At 69.7% G+C, this 18,982-nt stretch carries 14 protein-coding genes; 12 read left to right on the plus strand and 2 right to left on the minus strand.

Annotation, left to right across the window (positions count from 1 at the left end; genetic code table 11):
* Positions 1–42 precede the first annotated feature (42 nt).
* The 4 genes from VPH43_RS11295 (at position 43) to VPH43_RS11310 (ending at position 3,028) form a co-directional block, all read left to right on the plus strand.
* Positions 43–1,590, plus strand: coding sequence for a methyl-accepting chemotaxis protein (locus VPH43_RS11295; protein WP_328577791.1), 1,548 nt, complete (start codon positions 43–45; stop codon positions 1,588–1,590).
* 165 nt (positions 1,591–1,755) lie between these two features.
* On the plus strand, positions 1,756–2,109 hold the full coding sequence (locus tag VPH43_RS11300; RefSeq protein ID WP_328577856.1) for an antibiotic biosynthesis monooxygenase family protein: 354 nt from the start codon (positions 1,756–1,758) through the stop codon (positions 2,107–2,109).
* Positions 2,106–2,540, plus strand: coding sequence for a DUF2846 domain-containing protein (locus VPH43_RS11305; protein WP_328577792.1), 435 nt, complete (start codon positions 2,106–2,108; stop codon positions 2,538–2,540). Before VPH43_RS11300 ends, VPH43_RS11305 begins: the two co-directional genes overlap by 4 nt.
* 47 nt (positions 2,541–2,587) lie before the next feature.
* On the plus strand, positions 2,588–3,028 hold the full coding sequence (locus tag VPH43_RS11310) for a nuclear transport factor 2 family protein (protein ID WP_442909260.1): 441 nt from the start codon (positions 2,588–2,590) through the stop codon (positions 3,026–3,028).
* A 44-nt stretch (positions 3,029–3,072) separates the two neighbouring features.
* Here VPH43_RS11310 and VPH43_RS11315 read toward each other — a convergent pair whose 3' ends face one another.
* Entirely contained in the window at positions 3,073–3,306 is a 234-nt protein-coding gene (locus tag VPH43_RS11315; protein WP_328577794.1) for a hypothetical protein, read from the minus strand.
* A gap of 169 nt (positions 3,307–3,475) precedes the next feature.
* On the opposite strand from VPH43_RS11315, the gene VPH43_RS11320 reads away from it, so the two are divergent.
* Together VPH43_RS11320 and flhA are read left to right on the plus strand one after the other, a co-directional pair.
* Entirely contained in the window at positions 3,476–5,743 is a 2,268-nt protein-coding gene (locus VPH43_RS11320; protein ID WP_328577795.1) for a hybrid sensor histidine kinase/response regulator, read from the plus strand.
* A gap of 91 nt (positions 5,744–5,834) precedes the next feature.
* Complete coding sequence (flhA, locus tag VPH43_RS11325) at positions 5,835–7,919, plus strand: flagellar biosynthesis protein FlhA (RefSeq protein ID WP_442909268.1); 2,085 nt, start codon at positions 5,835–5,837, stop codon at positions 7,917–7,919.
* Positions 7,920–8,509: 590 nt separating this feature from the next.
* On the opposite strand, the gene VPH43_RS11330 is transcribed toward flhA, so the two are convergent.
* Positions 8,510–9,247, minus strand: a complete 738-nt coding sequence (locus tag VPH43_RS11330) for a substrate-binding periplasmic protein (protein ID WP_328577797.1) — start codon at positions 9,245–9,247, stop codon at positions 8,510–8,512.
* A 204-nt stretch (positions 9,248–9,451) separates the two neighbouring features.
* Here VPH43_RS11330 and flhF point away from each other — a divergent pair, with 204 nt between their 5' ends.
* From flhF to VPH43_RS11360, 6 genes are all read left to right on the plus strand, one after another.
* Entirely contained in the window at positions 9,452–11,131 is a 1,680-nt protein-coding gene (flhF, locus tag VPH43_RS11335; protein ID WP_328577798.1) for a flagellar biosynthesis protein FlhF, read from the plus strand.
* Positions 11,124–11,963, plus strand: a complete 840-nt coding sequence (locus tag VPH43_RS11340; RefSeq protein WP_328577799.1) for a flagellar biosynthesis protein — start codon at positions 11,124–11,126, stop codon at positions 11,961–11,963. Before flhF ends, VPH43_RS11340 begins: the two co-directional genes overlap by 8 nt.
* Before the next feature lie 20 nt (positions 11,964–11,983).
* Positions 11,984–12,700, plus strand: a complete 717-nt coding sequence (locus VPH43_RS11345; RefSeq protein WP_328577800.1) for an RNA polymerase sigma factor FliA — start codon at positions 11,984–11,986, stop codon at positions 12,698–12,700.
* A 43-nt stretch (positions 12,701–12,743) separates the two neighbouring features.
* The gene (locus VPH43_RS11350; RefSeq protein WP_328577801.1) at positions 12,744–14,096 is read left to right on the plus strand and encodes a methyl-accepting chemotaxis protein; all 1,353 of its coding nucleotides are present in this window, start codon (positions 12,744–12,746) and stop codon (positions 14,094–14,096) included.
* 336 nt (positions 14,097–14,432) lie between these two features.
* Positions 14,433–16,670 carry a S8 family serine peptidase gene (locus VPH43_RS11355; RefSeq protein WP_328577802.1) on the plus strand — a complete coding sequence of 746 codons (2,238 nt, stop codon included), beginning with the start codon at positions 14,433–14,435 and terminating at the stop codon, positions 16,668–16,670.
* Between the two features lie 2 nt (positions 16,671–16,672).
* Complete coding sequence (locus VPH43_RS11360; RefSeq protein ID WP_328577803.1) at positions 16,673–18,889, plus strand: putative bifunctional diguanylate cyclase/phosphodiesterase; 2,217 nt, start codon at positions 16,673–16,675, stop codon at positions 18,887–18,889.
* Positions 18,890–18,982 lie beyond the last annotated feature (93 nt).

Here is an 18,982-nt window from a genome sequence, read left to right on the forward strand (position 1 = left end):
CGCGGCCGAAGTCCCGCTGACAAATTCAACACCAGGGAAACCATGAAACACACGCTCAACGCGCGGCTGCTCGCCGCGTTCGGCCTGATCATTCTTCTGGTGGCCGCCGCCGGCGCAGTGGCCGGCTGGTTCACCTGGAAGACCCAGCGCGACTTCCAGTCGCTGTATGCCAGCACGCGCGGCTCGGGTGAGCTGGGCAAGGCCAACAGCGCGCTGTGGCAGCTGCGTTATTCGCTCGCCCTGGCCGCCCATGCCGACGAAGCAGGCGTGCGCAAGGCGGCGGCCGACGAGGCCAAGACCTTCCAGGCCGTCAACGACGCGCTCGATGTCTACGCCGCCACGCAGCTCAGCGCCGAGGAGGCCAGCGCGCTGGCCCAGCTGCGCGAGCAGGTGCGCCGCTATGCCGAGGTGCGGCCGGCGTGGTTCGCGCTGCGCATCGAGGGCAAGGACGACGAGGCGAAGGCCTACCGCAGCGCCAACACCACGCCAGCCGGCGCCGCGCTGGTGAAGGCCCTCACCGGCCAGATCGACCTCCAGAGCCAGGCGGCGGCCCAGGTGCACCAGCGCCTGGACGCTGCGGCCACCACGGTGCGCTGGCTGGTCATCGGCACCTGCGCATTGGCGCTGCTGGCGGCGGCCTGGCTGGCGCGCTGGATCGTGCAGGTGCTCACCGGCCCGGTGGCCCAGGCCACCTCGGTGGCGCACGCCATCGCGCAGGGCCGGCTCACCAACCACATTCCGAATGACAAGGGCCCGATGGGCCACCTCATGGCAGCGCTGCGCGACATGCAGGCCAGCCTGGCGGCCACCGTGTCCGCCGTGCGCGCCAACGCCGAGCATGTGGCCACTGCCGGCACGCAGATCGCGCAGGGCAACAACGACCTGAGCGCGCGCACCGAGATGCAGGCCTCGGCGCTGCAGCAGACCGCCTCGTCGATGGAGCAGCTGGGCGCCACCGTGCAGCAGAACGCGAGCAATGCGCAGCAGGCCAACCAGCTGGCGCAGGGCGCCTCCAGCGTGGCTGCCCGCGGCGGCGATGTGGTGTCGCAGGTGGTGGGCACCATGAAGGGCATCAACGACAGTGCGAAGAAGATCGCCGACATCATCGGGGTGATCGACGGCATCGCCTTCCAGACCAACATCCTGGCGCTCAACGCTGCGGTGGAAGCGGCCCGTGCCGGCGAACAGGGCCGCGGCTTCGCGGTCGTGGCCGGCGAGGTGCGCATGCTGGCGCAGCGCTCGGCCGAAGCCGCACGCGAGATCAAGCGCCTGATCAACGACAGCGTGGAGCGGGTGGAGCAGGGCAGCAGCCTGGCCGACCAGGCCGGCGCCACCATGCAGGACGTGGTGAACGCGATCCGCCGCGTCACCGACATCATGGGCGAGATCAGCGTGGCGAGCGCCGAGCAGAGCGACGGCGTGGCGCAGGTCGGCGCCGCGGTCAGCCGCATGGACGAGACCACCCAGCAGAACGCCTCGCTGGTGGAGCAGAGCGCCGCGGCTGCCGAAAGCCTGAAGGCGCAGGCGCAGCAGCTGGTGCAGGCGGTGGCGGTGTTCCAGCTGGGGCACGACCAGCGGCTGGCGGCCTGAAGCCGCGAAGCTTGGCCGGCGCAGCCTGCGCCGGGCCGGGCGGCAGCGCGCCCGACGGCACAATCGCGCTTCCACGCAGGGAGCGCACGAATGACAGACCGCCTGGCCGGGGCACCGGACTTTCCAACGCCGGCCGCCACGCAGCCGCCCGATGCGCCAGCCGCTGTGCTCGAAGTGGCGCCGTTGCAGGTGCGCCCCGGCCAGCAGGCGGCCTTCGAAGCCGCCTTCCTCGAAGCCCAGCGGATCATCGCCGCCATGCCGGGTTACCTCGGCCATGAACTGCAGCGCTGCATCGAGCGGCCCCACGACTACATCCTGCTGGTGCGCTGGCAATCGCTGCAGGCGCATGAGGTGGGCTTTCGGCAGTCGGCCGGCTACCAGCAATGGAAGCGGCTGCTGCACCATTTCTACGATCCGTTCCCGGTGGTGTCGCACTACCAGGCGGTGGCCGGCGCCGCGGCCTCGCTGACAATCGGCGTCCCCTTCCCACAACAACCTACCGAACTGGAGGAACCATGAAGAAGATCCTTGCCCCCATCGTGATCGCTTTGGCCCTGACTGGCTGTGCTTCCGTGCCCATGGGCGACCCCAAGCAGGACGCGGCGCTGAAGACCTTCCAGGTGCCTGCCGACAAGGCCGGCATCTACGTGTACCGCAACGAGACCATGGGGGCCGCGGTCAAGATGGAAGTGGCCATCGACGGCAAGCCGATCGGCGACACCGGTGCCAACACCTACCTCTACAAGGAAGTGGCACCCGGCAAGCACACCATCTCGTCCAAGGCCGAAAACACCGAAACGCTGGACGTGGACCTCAAGCCCGGCACCCTGGCGTTCGTGTGGCAAGAGGTGAAGATGGGCGTGATGTCGGCCCGCAACAAGCTGCACCTGGTCAGTGAACAGGTCGGCAAGAAAGGCGTGGCGGAAACCAAGCTCGCGGCTGGCAAGTAAGCATGATGTTGCGCCGCCTTCTTTGCATCCTTTGTGGCTGTTGGTCCTTGCTCGCCGCCGCGCAGGTGCCGGTGCGCCCCGCGCCCGACCAGCAGGCGCTGCTCGCCAGCGCCGACCCTCAGGCCGCCGCCAACAAGCGCCTGGTGTATGACTTCTGGCGCGAGGTGTTCGAGGGCGGCCACATGGAGCTGGCAGAGAAGTACCTTGCCGAGTCCTACATCCAGCACAACCCGAACGTGCCCACCGGGCGGGCGGCCTTCGTCGAGTTCTTTTCCAAGTTCGCCAAGCCCAGGCCGATCGAGCCACGCATCAAAGCGCCGCTGGTGGCCGTGGTGGCCGAGGGTGACCTGGTGATCCTGAGTTTTGTGCGCGAGGTGGGCGATCCCAAGAGCCTGGCCACCACCAAGTACACCACCACCTGGTTCGACATGTTCCGCATCGAAAACGGCAAGATCGCCGAGCACTGGGACCCCGCGCCCAGGCAGTGAGCCCGGCCGACGCTGCAACCGCGTCGGTCGCCGCCGGGTCCTGATCAGCGCCGGCTGACCACGAAGTGCACGCCCGGCTGGGTGCGCCACGCGGGGGAGTCGAAGGGCAGGCGGCCCGCCGTGGTGTCGTTGTCTGCGGGCGGCGGCGCCGCGGCGAGCTGGCCGAGGTCGATGTCCAGGGGCGTGGCCGCTGCCGGTGGGGTGGCCATGCCATCGGCCGGCGGCCGCAGCCGCTGGAGGATGGCGCTCACGGTCTGCTCCACGGGTCCCAGCTTCATCGGCGTGCCTCGCGCGGTGGTTCCTCGGCTAGCGCGATATAGCAAGCGCCGAGCCCGCTTCGGTGCTGGCGCCTGGCAGTGGGAGCCGCACTTGCTGGCAACGGGTGGGGCCGACACTGCGCTCGGCGCCTTGTCTTGCCAACGCCGACGCCAAGTGTCGAAGATCGCCATGCCGTTCCTGCGGGGCCCTCAAGCGGTCAGCCGGGCCGCGGGCGTGCTGTGCGCGCTGATCGTGGCGGCGGTGCTCGGCCTGGCGCTGTATGCGGCCTGGCGCCTGCGCGTGCAGGCGGTGGAAGCAGCGCGCGCCAGCACGGAGGACCATGCGTTTGCGCTCGCGGCTCACGCCACGCAGGTGTTCTCAGCGGCGGAGTTCGTGGTCAGCAGCCTGGCCGCCGTGGCACAGGCCGATGGCCTGCAGGACAGCCTGGCGCTGCGCCGCCGCTTCGGCACCCGGGCCGAACACGCGCTGTTGCGCGCGCGTGCGCAAAATTTCCAGGCCCTGGACGGTGTCGCGATCCTGGACGCCGACGGCCGGCTGGTGAACTGGTCCTATGGCTTTCCGGTGCCGGCGCTGAGCCTGGCGGAGCGGGAAAGCTTTCTGGCCCTGCGCGACGTGCCGGCCGGCGTCAGCCACGTGAGCGCACCGGCCAAGGCGCGCTGGCGTGCCGGCTGGCCGATCGAGGTGTCTCGCCGCATCGAGGCTGCCGACGGCCGGCTGATCGGGGTGGCGGTGGTGGCCCTGTCGCCGGCGTACTTCTCCAGCTTCTACGCGTCGCTGCGCATGGACCGGCGCGATCCGCAGGAAGACGCCACCGCGATGACGCTGGTGCGCGACGACCTCACCGTGCTGGCGCGGGCGCCCTACGATGAACACGGGCTGGGCCGGCGCCTGCGCAGCGACGGGCCGTATGGCCGATTCCTGGGCGAGAGCAACGTGCCGCCGGCCGGCGCCGAGGCTTTCACGCCCTGGGATGCCGTGCCCGGCATCGAACCCCACCTGCTGCTGGCCGGCCACCCGGTGCAGGGGGCGCCGCTGCATGTGGTGGTGGCCTTGCGCGACCGGGTGTACCTGCAGGCCTGGCGCGGCCAGGCGGTCGGCGTCTGCGGCTTCGCGCTGGCGGCGTCGGTCTTCGTGGCGGCCACCTTCGAGGCCCTGATGCGCATGCTGCGCCGGCGCGAGCAGCACCTGGCCGAGGCGCAGCGGCTGCGGGCCGCGGCGGAAGCCGCCAACCGCGCCAAGTCGGAGTTCCTCGCCATCGTCAGCCACGAGATCCGCACGCCGATGAACGGCATCCTCGGCACCGCCGACCTGTTGGTGCGCGCCCCGCTGGCCGAGCGCGAGCAGGCGCTGGCGGAGACCCTGCTGCGCTCGGGACGCAACCTGCTGGGCATCATCAACGACATCCTCGACCTCTCCAGGATCGAGGCCAACGAGCTGCAGGTGCAGAGCGCGCCGTTCTCGCCCCGCGCGCTGATGGCCGAGGTGCATGACCTGTTCGTGAACTATGCACAGGGCAAGGGCCTGAGCCTGGTGCTGGAGGTGTCCGACGCGGTGCCGCCGGCGGTGATGGGCGACGCGGACCGCATGCGCCAGGTGCTGGGCAACCTGGTCAGCAATGCGATCAAGTTCTCCGACGCCGGCCGCGTGCGCATGCACCTGGGGGGCCACACGGACGACGGCCGGCTCTGGCACCTGTGTTTCCAGGTGGAGGACTCCGGCGTGGGCATTCCGCCGGAGGCGCACGACCGGGTGTTCCAGCCCTTTGCACAGGTGGACGCTTCTGCCGCGCGCCGCTTCGGCGGCACCGGGCTGGGGCTGGCGATCTCCCAACGGCTGGTGCACCTGATGGGCGGGCGCATCGACTTCCACAGCCGGCCCGGGCAGGGCACGCGCTTCTGGTGCGAGCTGCCCATGCCGGTGGCCGACGAGCTGCCGGCCGAGCCCGAGCCCGGCGCGGTGCCGGAATTCCGCTTTGCCCACAGCGGGGCCATGCCGCTGGCGCCGGCCCGGCCGGTGGAGCGCGCCGAAGGCAGCAGCCGGGCGCGCCATGTCCTGGTGGTGGAGGACAACGCCGTCAACGCGCTGGTGGTGGAGGCGCAGCTGGCCAGCCTGGGCTGCACCAGCCGCATCGCCAGTGACGGCGAAGAGGCGCTGCAATGCCTGCGCGAAGGCAGCTACGACCTGGTGCTGATGGACTGCATGCTGCCCACCATCTCGGGCTACCAGGCCACCCAGCGCTGGCGGGAGGAGGAGCGCCAGCGTGGCCTGCCCCACCTGCCGATCATTGCGCTGACGGCCAACGCCCTGGCCAGCAACCTGGAGGAAGCGCTGGCCGCCGGCATGGACGACTTCCTCACCAAGCCCTGCCCGGTGGACAAGCTGGCGGCGGTGCTGCGGCGCTGGCTGGCACCGGCCGGCGCGTCCACCACCAGCTGACAGGGCGGCGGCGAACACGCCGGCTTTTTGCCCGCTTATCCGGCTTAAGTTGTAGCGGCGGGTCGGAACAATCGGGGCCATGAACGAGTTGATGGCCCGTGCACAGGCGCTGTTCGGCAAGAACGGCGACACGATGAAGGCGCTGATGGCGCCGGTGTTCATCGTGATGATCCTGGCGATGATGGTGCTGCCGCTGCCATCCTTTGCGCTGGACGTGTTCTTCACCTTCAACATCGCGATGGCGCTGACGGTGATGCTCGTGGCCGCGCACATGATCCGGCCGCTGGACTTCGCGTCCTTCCCGTCGGTGCTGCTGATCACCACCTTGCTGCGCCTGAGCCTGAACGTGGCCTCCACCCGCGTGGTGCTGCTGCAGGGCCACACCGGCACCGGCGCGGCCGGCAAGGTGATCGAATCGTTCGGCCACTTCCTCATCGGCGGCAACTTCGCCGTCGGCATCATCGTGTTCGCGGTGGTGATGGTGATCAACTTCATCGTGGTCACCAAGGGCGCGGAGCGCATCGCCGAAGTGGCCGCGCGCTTCACGCTCGACGCGATGCCCGGCAAGCAGATGTCGATCGACGCCGACCTGAACGCCGGCCTGATCGACGAGAAGGAAGCCAAGCGCCGCCGTGCCGAGGTGAGCGAGGAAGCCGAGTTCTTCGGCTCCATGGACGGTGCCAGCAAGTTCGTGCGCGGCGATGCGGTGGCCGGCATGCTCATCCTGTTCATCAACGTGGTGGGCGGCTTCATCGTCGGCGTGGCGCAGCACGACCTGTCGGCCGGCGACGCCGCCTCCAGCTACATCCTGCTGGCGGTGGGCGACGCGCTGGTGGCGCAGATCCCGGCGCTGCTGATCTCGGTGGCGGCCGCCATGGTGGTCACCCGCGTGGGCAAGGAGCAGGACGTCGGCAGCCAGATCCGCAAGCAGCTGTTCAGCTCGGTCAAGGCCCTCAGCGTCACGGCGGGCATCATCGGCCTGCTGGGGCTGATCCCCGGCATGCCGCACCTGGTGTTCCTGCTGCTGGCCGCCGGCATTGGCTGGGGCGCGTGGAAGCTGCACCAGATCGAGCAGAAGGCCAAGGCCGATGCGGCGCGGCCCAAGGCGGGCGCCACCGGCGTGCCGGAAGCTAATGCCGAAGCGAGCTGGGACGACCTGGTGCCGGTGGACACGCTGGGCCTGGAGGTGGGCTACCGCCTCATCACGCTGGTGGACAAGAACCGCTCGGGCGACCTGCTGGCGCGCATCAAGGGCGTGCGCAAGAAGTTCGCGCAGGACGTGGGCTTCCTGCCGCCGCCGGTGCACATCCGCGACAACCTGGAGCTCAAGCCCAGCGTGTACCGCGTGACCTTGCGCGGCGCGGTGGTGGGCGAGGGCGAAGCCTTCCCCGGCATGTTCCTCGCCATCAACCCGGGCGGGGCGACACAACAGCTGCCCGGCACCAAGACCACCGACCCCGCCTTCGGCCTGCCGGCGGTGTGGATCGAGGAGCGCCACAAGGAAAACGCCCAGATGACGGGCTTCACCGTGGTGGACTGCCCCACGGTGGTGGCCACCCACCTGAGCCACCTGATGCAGGTGAACGCCGCCAAGCTGCTGGGCCGGGTGGAAACCCAGAACCTGGTGGAGCACGTGACCAAGCTCGCACCCAAGCTGATCGAGGACGTGGTGCCGAAGATGATCGGCATTGCCACGGTGCAGAAGGTGCTGCAGCTGCTGCTGGAAGAGGGCGTGCACATCCGCGACATGCGCAGCATCGTGGAATGCCTGGCCGAACACGCGGCCACCGTGACCGATGCCAACGAGCTGGCGCGCCGCATCCGCGTGCACCTGGCCCCGGCCATCGTGCAGCAGATCTACGGGCCGACCAAGGAGCTGGACGTCATCGCGATGGACCCGGACCTGGAGCGGCTGGTGACGCAGGCGCTGAACTCACCGCATGGTGCGGCGCTGGATCCGGGGGTGGCGGACACGCTCACCCGGTCGGCGGCGGAGTCGGCCAAGCGGCAGGAGGACATGGGGGTGCCGGCTTGCCTGCTGGTGCCGGACATGATCCGGGCGCCGATGGCGCGGTTGTTGAAGCGGGCTGCGCCGAGGTTGCGGGTGATTGCTCACAGCGAGATCCCGGAGACTCACTCGATTCGGATCGGGTCAATTATTGGGGCCGGCGGCTGAGGCCTTTGGGTTGGTTCTTGCGCCTGCGGCGCTGGGTAGGTTTCTGGCCTGGGGCGGCAGCCCGCCGGTCGCGCCCGGCCGGCGGTCACTTTCTTCTGCTGGCTCAGAAGAAAGTAACCAAAGAAGAGAGCCTGGAAGACCAACATCCGATTTCGCTCCCTCACGCCGGTAGGGGGCCCGGTTCTCTGCGGGCTCACTGACGCCGCGAGAGACCCGAGGCCACTTATGACGGGTGCCTTGGCTTGTGTGCACCGCGCGCTAGACGTCTTTCCAGCCTCCGTGTGCGGCCGCGTCGCTTCGCTCGCTCGGACGTGGCATGCGGAGGCTGGACAGGGGTCGAGTGACAGGTCGGGCCGGTGTGCCTGGTCGTTGCAAAGTGGCCTCGGGTGTGCAGCATGGTCAGCATGCCCCCCGAAAACCGGCCCCCGATTCGGCGTCAGCGAGCGAAATCGGATGTTGGTATTTCAGAGGCACCTTCTTTGGTTACTTTCTTCATGCCAGTGAAGAAAGTGACCGCCGGCGGGGCGCGACCCGCGGGCTGCACGCGAGTGGCCAGAAACCGAGCCAGCGCCGCAGGCGCAAACAAAGAATCAAAGCCCCCATCGCGCAGCGATCTCCTCAAACTCCCCGGAGTCCCGAAGCCCCCTCAACCGCTCGTTGAACGCCGCCACGATGGAAGCCGCGTCAGCCACCCGCCGGGACACCGCCAGGTATTGCGGATGCTCCTGCACCGCCGGCCGTAGGCAATCCAGCTCGCTCGCCAAGCCAAGAAGGTGCCGGTCCGCCAAGTGCTGCGCCACCCGGCTGTCGATCAGCACCAGGTCGATGTGGCCGACCATCAGCTTGCGCAGGTTCTGCAGGTCGTCGTTCACCGCCTCGGTGCGCACCTGCGCGGCCGCCAGCCCCGGTGGGTCGGCGTATCCGCGCACCACCCCCACCGTGTACGGGCGCAGCGCAGCAAAGCCGGTGAAGCGGGCCGGCCCGTGATGGCCCTTGCGGCACAACACGATGCGGTTGCTCACCACCGGGTGTGAAAAGCGGAAGGCGGCTTCGCGGTCGGGTGAGCGCCACACACCGACCAGGCCGTCCACCTCACCCTGCTGGCCCAGCCGCAGGGCGCGCGCCCAGGGCAGGAAACGCACCTCCACCTCATAGCCGGCGCGCCGCAGTGCCATCACCGTGAGTTCCGTCACGGGGCCGCCGTCGGGCAGGGTCTCGCTGTAGTAGGGCGGGTACTCGGTGGCCGCCAGCACCAACTTGCGCGCCCAGGCGCCGGGTACCAGGCAGGTGAGTGCCAGCAGACATGCGATCAACGAGGGCTGGGTCATCGGCAAATCGCCTCAGCGCGGGCGGCCGCGCACAGCCGCAGTGTCAACACGCCAGGGGTCCGGCGCATGAGGATCATCCCGCTCGCCCGGCGTGCAGAAGCGTTTCGAAACACAGCCATGAAAGCCCCTCTTATCGGCCTTAAGTCCACACGGCCGCTCGGAACAATGGCGTGGCCTTCCCAGGAATTTGTCGGAGTCCCCAGCATGAACGTCAAACGCTTCACCGGCCGCACTTCGCGCGATGCGCTGAACCTCGTGCGGCAGGCTTTCGGCGAAGACGCCGTCGTGCTGTCGACCAAACCGTGCCCCGAGGGCGTGGAAGTGCTCGCGATGGCACCCGACAGCATCCAGCAGATCGAGCGTGTGGCCGCCAGCGCCCCCACGGTCCGCGCCGCCAAGCCCGCCGCGGCCAGGACCGCCGCCCCCAGCCTGCCGGCACCGGCCAAGCCCGCCGCGCCGCAGCGCGCGGCCCAGGCACCCGCGCCGCGCGCTGCGGCCGCTGCCGGCAACACCGCAGTGGAACGCGATGTGGAGCAACTGGCCATGAGCACCCTGTCGTTCCAGGACTATGTGCGCGAGCGCATGCTCAAGCGCCGCCAGGCTTCGCTGCGCGAGGAGCCCACGCTGAACAACAACGCGGATGCGGCCGAGTCGCAGTTCGCGCCCGAAAGCATGTTCCCGGCCGATGCGGCCTTTGCGGCGCCCGCACCGGCACCCGCGGCTGCGGCCCCGGTGGCTGCGCCGGCCGAGCCGCCGGTGCGCCTGGCCGCGGTGCGCCCGCTGCGCCGCGAAGCACCCGCGGCCGCCGCAGCCCCTGCCGCCGAGCGCCACACGCCGCCCGTGCTGCGCGACGAGATCCGCGTGCAGCACAACGCACCGGTGCCCTCGCTCGCCCTGCATGCGCAGGACAGCGGCAGCCGGCGCGAGCAGGTGGAAATGATGAACGAGCTGCGTTCGATGAAGGGCCTGATCGAGGAGCGTTTCGGCGCCCTGGCCTTCATGGAGAAGCTGCAGCGCCACCCGGCGCAGGCCCGCCTGACCCAGAAGCTGATGGACACCGGCTTCTCGCCCGCGCTGATCCGCAAGCTGGTGGAAAGCCTGCCGCAGGACGTGGCCGACGAAAGCGCCTGGGCCGCCAACGTGCTGGAGCGCAACCTCACCACCGGCGAACACGAAGCGGCGCTGGAAGACCAGGGCGGCGTGTTCGCGATGATCGGCTCCACCGGCGTGGGCAAGACCACCAGCACCGCCAAGCTGGCCGCCGCCTTCGCCGCCAAACATGGCGCCAACCACCTGGGCCTGATCACGCTGGACGCCTACCGCGTGGCTGCCCACGAACAGCTGCGCACCTATGGCCGCATCCTCGGGGTGCCGGTGCACACCGCGCACGACCGCACCTCGCTGGAAGACCTGCTGGACCTGCTGTCGGCCAAGAAGATGGTGTTGATCGACACCGCCGGCATGGCCCAGCGCGATGCCCGCACCCGCGAGCTGCTGGAGATGCTGTCGCACCGCTCCATCCACAAGCTGCTGGTGGTGAACGCCGCCGCGCAGGGCGAGACGATCGAGGACGTGGTGATCGCCTGGCGCGCCAGCCTGGCCGCCGGCGTCATCGTGTCGAAGATGGACGAGGCCGTGAAGCTCGGCCCCTGCCTGGACGTGCTGATCCGCCACAAGCTCAAGGTGCTGGGCGTGGCCAACGGCCAGCGGGTGCCGGAAGACTGGCACCGCCTGTCATCGCATGCGCTGGTGCACCGCTCGCTGCGGGCCAACGCCGCCACCGCCTACCGCATGGATTCCAGCGACGTGAACCTGGTGTTCGCCGGCCTGCACACCGTGGCCGGCCAGCGCCGCGCCGCCGCCAGCAGCGCGCTGAATGCCTGAACCCCGCATCGAAACGAACCGCACGACACCCATGCGCGACGCTTCCTTCCGCCGCCCGCCGCCGCAAGACCAGGCCGATGGCCTGCGCCGCATGTTCGCTGCCTCGCGGCCGCGCTTCGTGGCGGTGGCCAGCAACCCGCACGTTGCGTTCTCCGGCGTGCTGCTGGAGCGCCTGACCAGCGCCTTCGCCACCCTGGGCCTGAAGAGCATCGTCGTCGATGCGAGCGAAAACGCCCCCGAGCCGAACGAGCTGGCGGTGGTGGACCTGTCCGTGTGCATCGAGCCGTTGTCCAGGGACGTGGCCTACCTCGCCGCACGCGGCCTGCCGCTGCGCCATGTGGATGCCCGCGGCAGCAGCGCCTCCTTCCTGCAGGCGGTGGCTGACGCCCTGCCGCGCGCCGACGTGGTGGTGATGCATGCACCGGCCTCGGACCTGTGCCGCCTGTTCAGCCGGCGTGCGGTGCGGCCGGTGCTGATGGCCGCCGACCACCCCACCAGCGTGACCCACGCCTACGGTGCGATGAAGCTGCTCGCCGTGCGCAACGGCCTCATGAGCTATGACCTGCTGCTGTCGGCCGACCCGCAGTCGCCGCGCCGTGACCGCATCGCCGAGCAGCTGTCCAGCTGCGCCGACCGCTTCCTGGGTGCGGTGCTGCGCGACAGCGCGGTGATCGACCCCGCTTCCGATGTGGACGACGTGCCCACCGCCGAGCTGCTGCGCCTGGCGCATGCCCTGCTGGGCAGCGAGGACGACCCGGCCGAGGCGCCGGAGCTGCGCGCCGCCCATCCGTATTCCCCCGTCTGGCCCGCCGCGGCCATGACCCGCAACTGAACAGTCCGGAGCTGACCTCCATGTACACCGCCAAAGGCCGCCTCGACTCCGACTCGCTGCTCAAGCAGTACAGCCCCCTGGTGCGGCGCCTGGCCCACCAGATGATCGCCAAGCTGCCCGCCAACGTCGAAGTGGACGACCTGATCCAGGTCGGCATGATCGGCCTCAACGACGCGCTCTCGCGCTTCGATGCCGCCCAGGGCGTGCAGTTCGAGACCTTCGCCACCCAGCGCATCCGCGGCGCCATGCTCGACGAGCTGCGCGGCAGCGACTGGATGAGCCGGGGCAACCGGCGCCAGCAGCGCAGCATCGAAGCCGCGGTGCACAAGCTGGAGCAGAAGCTCGGCCGCGCGCCGCAGGAAAGCGAGATCGCCAAGGAAATGGGCCTGAGCCTCACCGAGTACCAGGAGCTGCTGGGCAAGGTGCGCGGCACCCAGCTCGTGTACCTGGAAGACATGTCCGGCGACGACGGCGACGACGACTACCTGGACCGCCACGTCACCGTCAACGAGGACGTGAACCCGCTGGGCGTGCTGCAGGACCGCCGCATGCGCGAGGCGCTGGTGGAGGCGATCAAGCACCTGCCCGAACGCGAGCAGTACGTGATGAGCATGTACTACGAGCACGACATGAACCTGAAGGAGATCGCGGCCGTGCTGGGCGTGACCGAATCGCGGGTTTGCCAGCTGCACAGCCAGTCGATCGCCCGCCTGCGGGTCAAGTTGCGCGAGTGGTAGGCCGATAAGGCACCGAAGCGCTAGTGATCCTGGAGACCTACCCATGCTGAGCCTGTTCCGCCGCCAACAGAGTGGCGACATTGCACCTGCCTCGCCGGACCTGCGCGAGCCATCGGGCGGCCAGGAGGCGCTGCAAGCCGTGCGGGCCATCTCATCGCAGGTATCGCACATCGGCCACGACGCCGCCGAAGTGCGCGGCGCGATGGAAGACACCCAGAAGGTGGTGCAGGCGCAGACCGAGGCCATGAAGGCCCTGGCGGCGCAGCTGGTGGATGTGCAGAACGCGCAGGGCGCGATCGCCGGCGTCACCACCGAGAGCCTGGAGGCCGTGGGCCGCGCGCGCGCCGCGCTGCAGGGCGTGAGCGCCGAGGTGCAGGGCATCGTGGACACCTTGCACCAGGTGTCCGACGCCGCCGGGCAGATCACCCAGATCGCCTTGCAGACCCGCCTGGTGGCCTTCAACGCCTCGGTGGAAGCCAAGCGCGCCGGCGAGGCCGGACGCGGTTTCGGCGTGGTGGCCGATGCGGTGAAGGACCTGGCCGGCAAGGTGGAAACCTCGTCCAAGGCCATCATGCGCACCGTGGGTGAGCTCGACGCGCGCGTGGATGCCTTCAGCCGCGAGCTGCGCCACGACGGCGCCGGCTCGCATGGCGCCATCCACGTGGCCTTTGCCAGCGTGGAAGAAGACGTGCGCCGCATCAGCCAGGCGGCGGAAGAAAGCCGCGCCACCTGCGGGCGCCTGAACGAACGCACGCGCGAGCTGGAGCGCGAGGTGCAGCAGGCGATGAGCGGCCTGACCACCGCCATGGCCTGCAGCGACCGCTTCCTCAAGGTGTCGGAAGAGCTGATCGAGCAGATCGCCGGCTGCGGCGTGGAAACCGCGGACTCGCCCTACATCGCGGCTGCCCAGGAAGCCGCCGGACAGATCAGCCGGCTGCTGGAGGACGCGCTGCGCACCTCCACCATCACGCTGGCCGACCTGTTCGACGAACAGTACAAACCCATCCCCAAGACCAACCCGCCGCAGCACACCACACGCTACTGCGAGCTGGCCGACCGGCTGTTCCCGCAGGTGCAGGAGCGGGTGCTCGGCCTGTCGGACAAGGTGGCCTACTGCATCGCGGTGGACCGCAACGGCTATGTGGCGATGCACAACAAGAAGTACTCGCACCCCCAGCGCGGCGACGTGGTGTGGGACACCGCCAACAGCCGCTACCGCCGCATCTTCAACGACCGCACCGGCCTGGCCTCGGCGCGCAACCAGCGCCCCTTCCTGCTGCAGACCTATCGGCGCGACATGGGCGGTGGCACCTTCGTGATCCTGAAGGAAGCGGCGGCCCCCATCGTGGTGAACAGCCGCCATTGGGGCGGCCTGCGCATCGGCTTCAAGTTCTGACCTCGAAGTCCTGAACACCGGCGACGAACCGCAGTTCGTCGCGCGCAAGATCGTCACGACCCTGCGCCGCCCTTCGAGGTGGACGGCCAGCCCGTGCCCGGCAGCACCAGCATCGGCATGGGCTACTACGGCGAGGTGAGGGACGCCGGGCGCAATGCCTGCCCGCTGGTGGTCTGCTGACCGAAGTAGCGGCCACTCACACACGCGCCGGGCCGAAACCGCGTCGTAACTTTTTGCACACGGAAGCCGGCCAGAGCTGTTACGTGTAGTCACATTTCATCCCCGCGATGTTTCAATCGCACCTCGACCCGCGGATGCCGGTGTCGGGGGGTTCAGATGTTCCGTGCTGCCTGGTTCACCGTGCTGATCGAACGCGTCCTGCGGCCACTGGGCCGAATGGTGCTGCTGGGGCTCGCGCTGGTGCTCGCCGTGCCGGCCCAGGCCGGGCCGGGCAAGGGCACGGATCACGGCCACAAGATGGCGCGCGACCTGCGCGACGAGGTCGCACGCAGCATCCCGCTGCAGCGCTGGTCCCGCAATGTGGGGGGCCATCGCGAGGTCGAGGCGGTGGTGGTGGCCGAGCCGGATGCCGACCTGCGCGAGCTGATGCAGGCGGTGCGCCGCCTGGGCGGCAAGGTGGTGTCGCAACACGGCGTGATCGGCGGGCTGACGGTGCAGATGCGCGCTGGCGCCCTGCGCGCGCTGGCCGAGCGCGACGACGTGGCCAGCATTTCACCCAACCGCACCGTGGCACGGGCCTCCAGCCAGCTGGAGGCGGTGAGCGGCAGCACGTCGGGGCAGGTGCGCAGCTATCCGCTCCCCACCCAGTACAGCGGCCTGGACGGCAGCGGCGTGGGCATTGCGGTGCTGGACTCCGGCATCATGAAGGCGCACCGCAACTTCGCCGACGCCTACGGCATGTCGCGCGTGCGGCGCAGCGTGGACATGCTCAAGGCCCGCGGCGGCCTGTGGGGCGACGGCGTGAGCGCTGGCAGCGTGTCGCTCGCGCCGGGCAGCGCCGAGCAGCGCGCCTACGAGTCGCTCATCGCCAACGACAGCAACCTGCTGCAGGACCCTTATGGCCACGGCACCCATGTGGCGTCGGTGGCGGCCGGGCGCGGCTTCTACCAGGCGCCCGATTCCACCGGCGTGGCGCCCAATGCCGACCTGTACGACGTGCGCGTGCTCAACGACAACGGCGTGGGCACGCTGAGCGATGTGATCGAGGGCATCGAGTGGGTGATCTACCACGCCCGTGAATACAACATCCGGGTGCTCAACCTCAGCCTGGCTGCCGCGTCCACCGAATCCTGGCGCACCGACCCGCTGTGCCGGGCGGCGCGCAGTGCAGTGGCCGCCGGCATCGTGGTGGTGGTCTCGGCCGGCAACGCCGGCAAGAACGTCAAGGGCACCGAGGCCTACGGCACCATCGGTGCGCCAGGCAACGACCCGTCGGTGATCACGGTGGGCTCCGCGAACATCCACGGCACCAGTGATCGAGGCGACGACAGCGTCAACTTCTTCAGCTCGCGCGGCCCCACCCGCGGCGGCTCTGTGGACAGCGCGGGCGTGCGCCGCCCGGACAACCTGCTCAAACCCGACCTGGTGGCGCCGGGCAACCGGTTGGTGGGCGCCGCCGCCACGCAGGCCAGCCCGTCCAACCCCACCTGGAACCGCGTCGCTACCAAGAACCCGTCGCTGCTGAAGGAGGCCTCCAGCCGCCAGGTGTATGCCCAGACGCTGATGCTGCTCAGTGGCACGTCGGTGGCTGCGCCGGTGGTGTCCGGCGCGGCCGCCTTGCTGCTGCAGGCCAACCCCGGCCTGACCCCGCCGCTGGTCAAGGCGATGCTGCAGTACAGCGCACAGCCGCTGGCCGGGGCCAACCTGCTGCAGCAGGGCGCCGGCATGGTCAACGTGGCCGGTGCCGTGTCGCTGGCCCGCGCGGTCCGGCCGGACGTGTCCAGCGCCATCGCCTATGGCGCGCTCTGGCCCGGTGCCGGCATGCTGCGCCAGCCGCTGCCTGCGCCGGTGTCCAGCGTGGGCGGCAAGAGCTTCAACTGGTCGCGCATCGTGTTCCTGGGCGGCAACCATGTGATGAGCGGCGACGTGCTGTTCTCGCAGTACCAGCCGGTGTACGACCCGCGCCTGACCTGGGCCAACAACAAGGTGGTGAGGCTGCAGCCGTGGTACTGGGGGCCCTCGTGGACGACGCCGGGTGAGACCTATGTGGCCAGGTTCACCGAGGGCACGCCGCCCAACCAGCAGCTGCTGACCGCCGGGGTGGTGCGCGGCGACCGGCTGGTGGGCAGCAGCTCGCTGAAGGCGGGCACCGGCCTGTTCGCTCCCATGGGCACGCTGTCCACCTCCATCGTCTCCGGCACCGGGCTGGTGCTCAGCGAAGGCCTGGTGCTGAGTGAAGGGCTGGTGCTCAGCGAGGGCCTGGTGCTGAGCGAAGGATTGGTGCTCAGTGAAGGGCTGGTGCTCAGCGAGGGCCTGGTGCTGAGCGAAGGCCTGGTGCTGGGCGAGGGCGTGACGCAAGGCGAAGCACTCGACTCACCGGAAGGGGAGCCTTGAACATGGCGCCCATCGACGAAGCGACTGCCGGCCCACCGCTGTCGCCCTGGCGCCGCCTGCATGCGGCCCTGCTGCCCGACTACAACACGAAAGCCACCGTGTTCTGGTGCACCATGGTGCTGCTGGGCGGTTTGGGCATCGCCTTTTCCGCGCACGACGTGGCCGCCCGCCTCAATGGCACCCAGCTCACGCAGGTGATCGCCGGCGTGAGCCTGGCCATGCTGGCGGGCTTCTTCCCGCTGCGCATCCCGGGCTCCAAGAACTCCTTCGTGGCCGGGGAGATCTTCATCTTCACCCTGCTGCTGCTGCACGGGCCGGCCGCGGCTGCGCTGGCCTCGGCCTTCGAGGCGCTGGTGGGCTCCTGGCGCACCTCCAAGCGCTGGAGCAGCCGCATCGCCAGCCCCGCGATGGCAGCGGTGGCCATGCTGTGCGCGGGCAGCCTGTTCGGCGTGGCGCGCAGCGGCCTGGAGCAAGTGGGCGCCAACGGCGCGGTGAGCCTCCTGCTCAACACCACCGCCTTTGCGCTGGTGTACTTCGTCATCAACACCCTGCTGGTGACGCTGGTGCCCAAGCTCAAGCGCAACCAGGGCCTGATGCTGTCGGACCTGTTCGGCAACTTCGGCTGGGTGGGCATCTCCTATGGCGTGAGCGCCTGCGTGGCGGTGCTGGTGTACCTGACATTCCAGCATTCGGGCGGCGGGGTGCTGCTGGTGGGCGCGCCCATCATCGCGCTGCTGCTGTCCACCATGCACCTGTTCTTCCGCCAGCAGGAAGCGGCCGAGGCGATGCGCAAGAGCGAGATGGAGGCGCTGGCGCGCGAGCAGGAACAGGCCACCCGCCATGTGCAGGAGCTGCGCGACATCGCCTTCCAGGACAGCCTCACCGGCCTGCCCAACCGGCGCCGCCTGCTGGAGCTGCTGGCCGCCGCGCTGCACCGCGCCGCGGACGACCCGCGCCAGGAGTTCGCGCTGCTGTTCCTCGACTTCGACCGCTTCAAGCTCATCAATGACAGCCTGGGCCACAGCGCGGGCGACGACTTCCTGGTGCAGGTGTCGCGCCTGCTGCTGGTGCATGTGCGGCCCGGCGATTCGGTGGCGCGCCTGGGCGGCGACGAGTTCGCGGTGCTGATCGAAGGCGGTGGCTCGGTGGACCTGGCGCTGGCGCTGGCGGTGCGGGTGCAGCACCTGCTGGCCCAGCCGATCCAGATCAACGGCGTGATGGTCAGCACCTCGGCCAGCATCGGCATCACCACCAGCAGCTTCGGCTACACCGACCCGAACGAGGTGCTGCGCGATGCCGACATCGCGATGTACCAGGCCAAGGCCGGCGGCAAGGCGCGCCATGCGCTCTTCGACATCAGCCTGCGCGAGCGCGCCTCGCAACGGCTGCTGATCGAGGCCGAGCTGCGCACCGCGCTGGCGGAGCAGGACCTGACCGTGGACTACCAGCCGGTGTACCACCTGGGCACCGGCACGCTGCTGGGCTTCGAAGCGCTGGCGCGCTGGCGCCATCCGCGCCTGGGGCGGGTGGACCCGGCCACCTTCATCCCGATCGCGGAGGAGTCCGGCCTCATCATCAGCGTCACCGACCTGGTGCTGCACACCGCCTGCCACCAGCTCAAGCGCCTGCATGCGGTGCTGCCGGCGGGCGACGAGCTCACGATGCATGTGAATGTGTCCAGCAACGACATCGCGCAGAGGGGCTTCGTCGAGCGTGTCACCCGTGCCATTGCCGCGGCGCAGCTGCAGCCGCGCCACCTGACGCTGGAGCTCACCGAAAACATCCTGATGGCCAGCCTGGAGGATGCGCTGCCCATGCTGACCGAGCTGAACGCGCTGGGCTTCCGGCTCAGCGTGGACGACTTCGGCACCGGGTGCTCGTCGCTCACCCACCTGTCGCGCCTGCCGCTGCACAGCCTGAAGATCGACCGCAGCTTCGTGGCCAACCTGGACAACCCCTCCAACCAGGCGATCGTCAAGGCCATCCTCTCGCTGGCCACCGCGCTGGGCAAGTCGGTGGTGGCCGAGGGCATCGAGACGGCAGGGCAGTTCGAGCGGTTGCGGGCCCTGGGCTGCCGCGACGGCCAGGGCTACTTCATGTCGCGCCCGCTGCCGGCCGCGGCGCTGGAGCTGCAGCTGCGCGAGGAGGCATCCGGCCGGTTGCATGCGGCTGCGGCCATCACCCCGCCGGCGGGCCACCGGCACCTGCTGCCGCACTGAGGCGACGCGAGGCACCCCGGGTGGGCGACCGGCGTGAGGGAGCCCAGCTGGTAAGCCTCCCAGCTGGGAACCATCCCAGCTGGGCAGGCATGG

The sequence above is a fragment of the Ideonella sp. BN130291 genome, assembly GCF_036231905.1.
Lineage (GTDB): Bacteria > Pseudomonadota > Gammaproteobacteria > Burkholderiales > Burkholderiaceae_C > CAMLIZ01.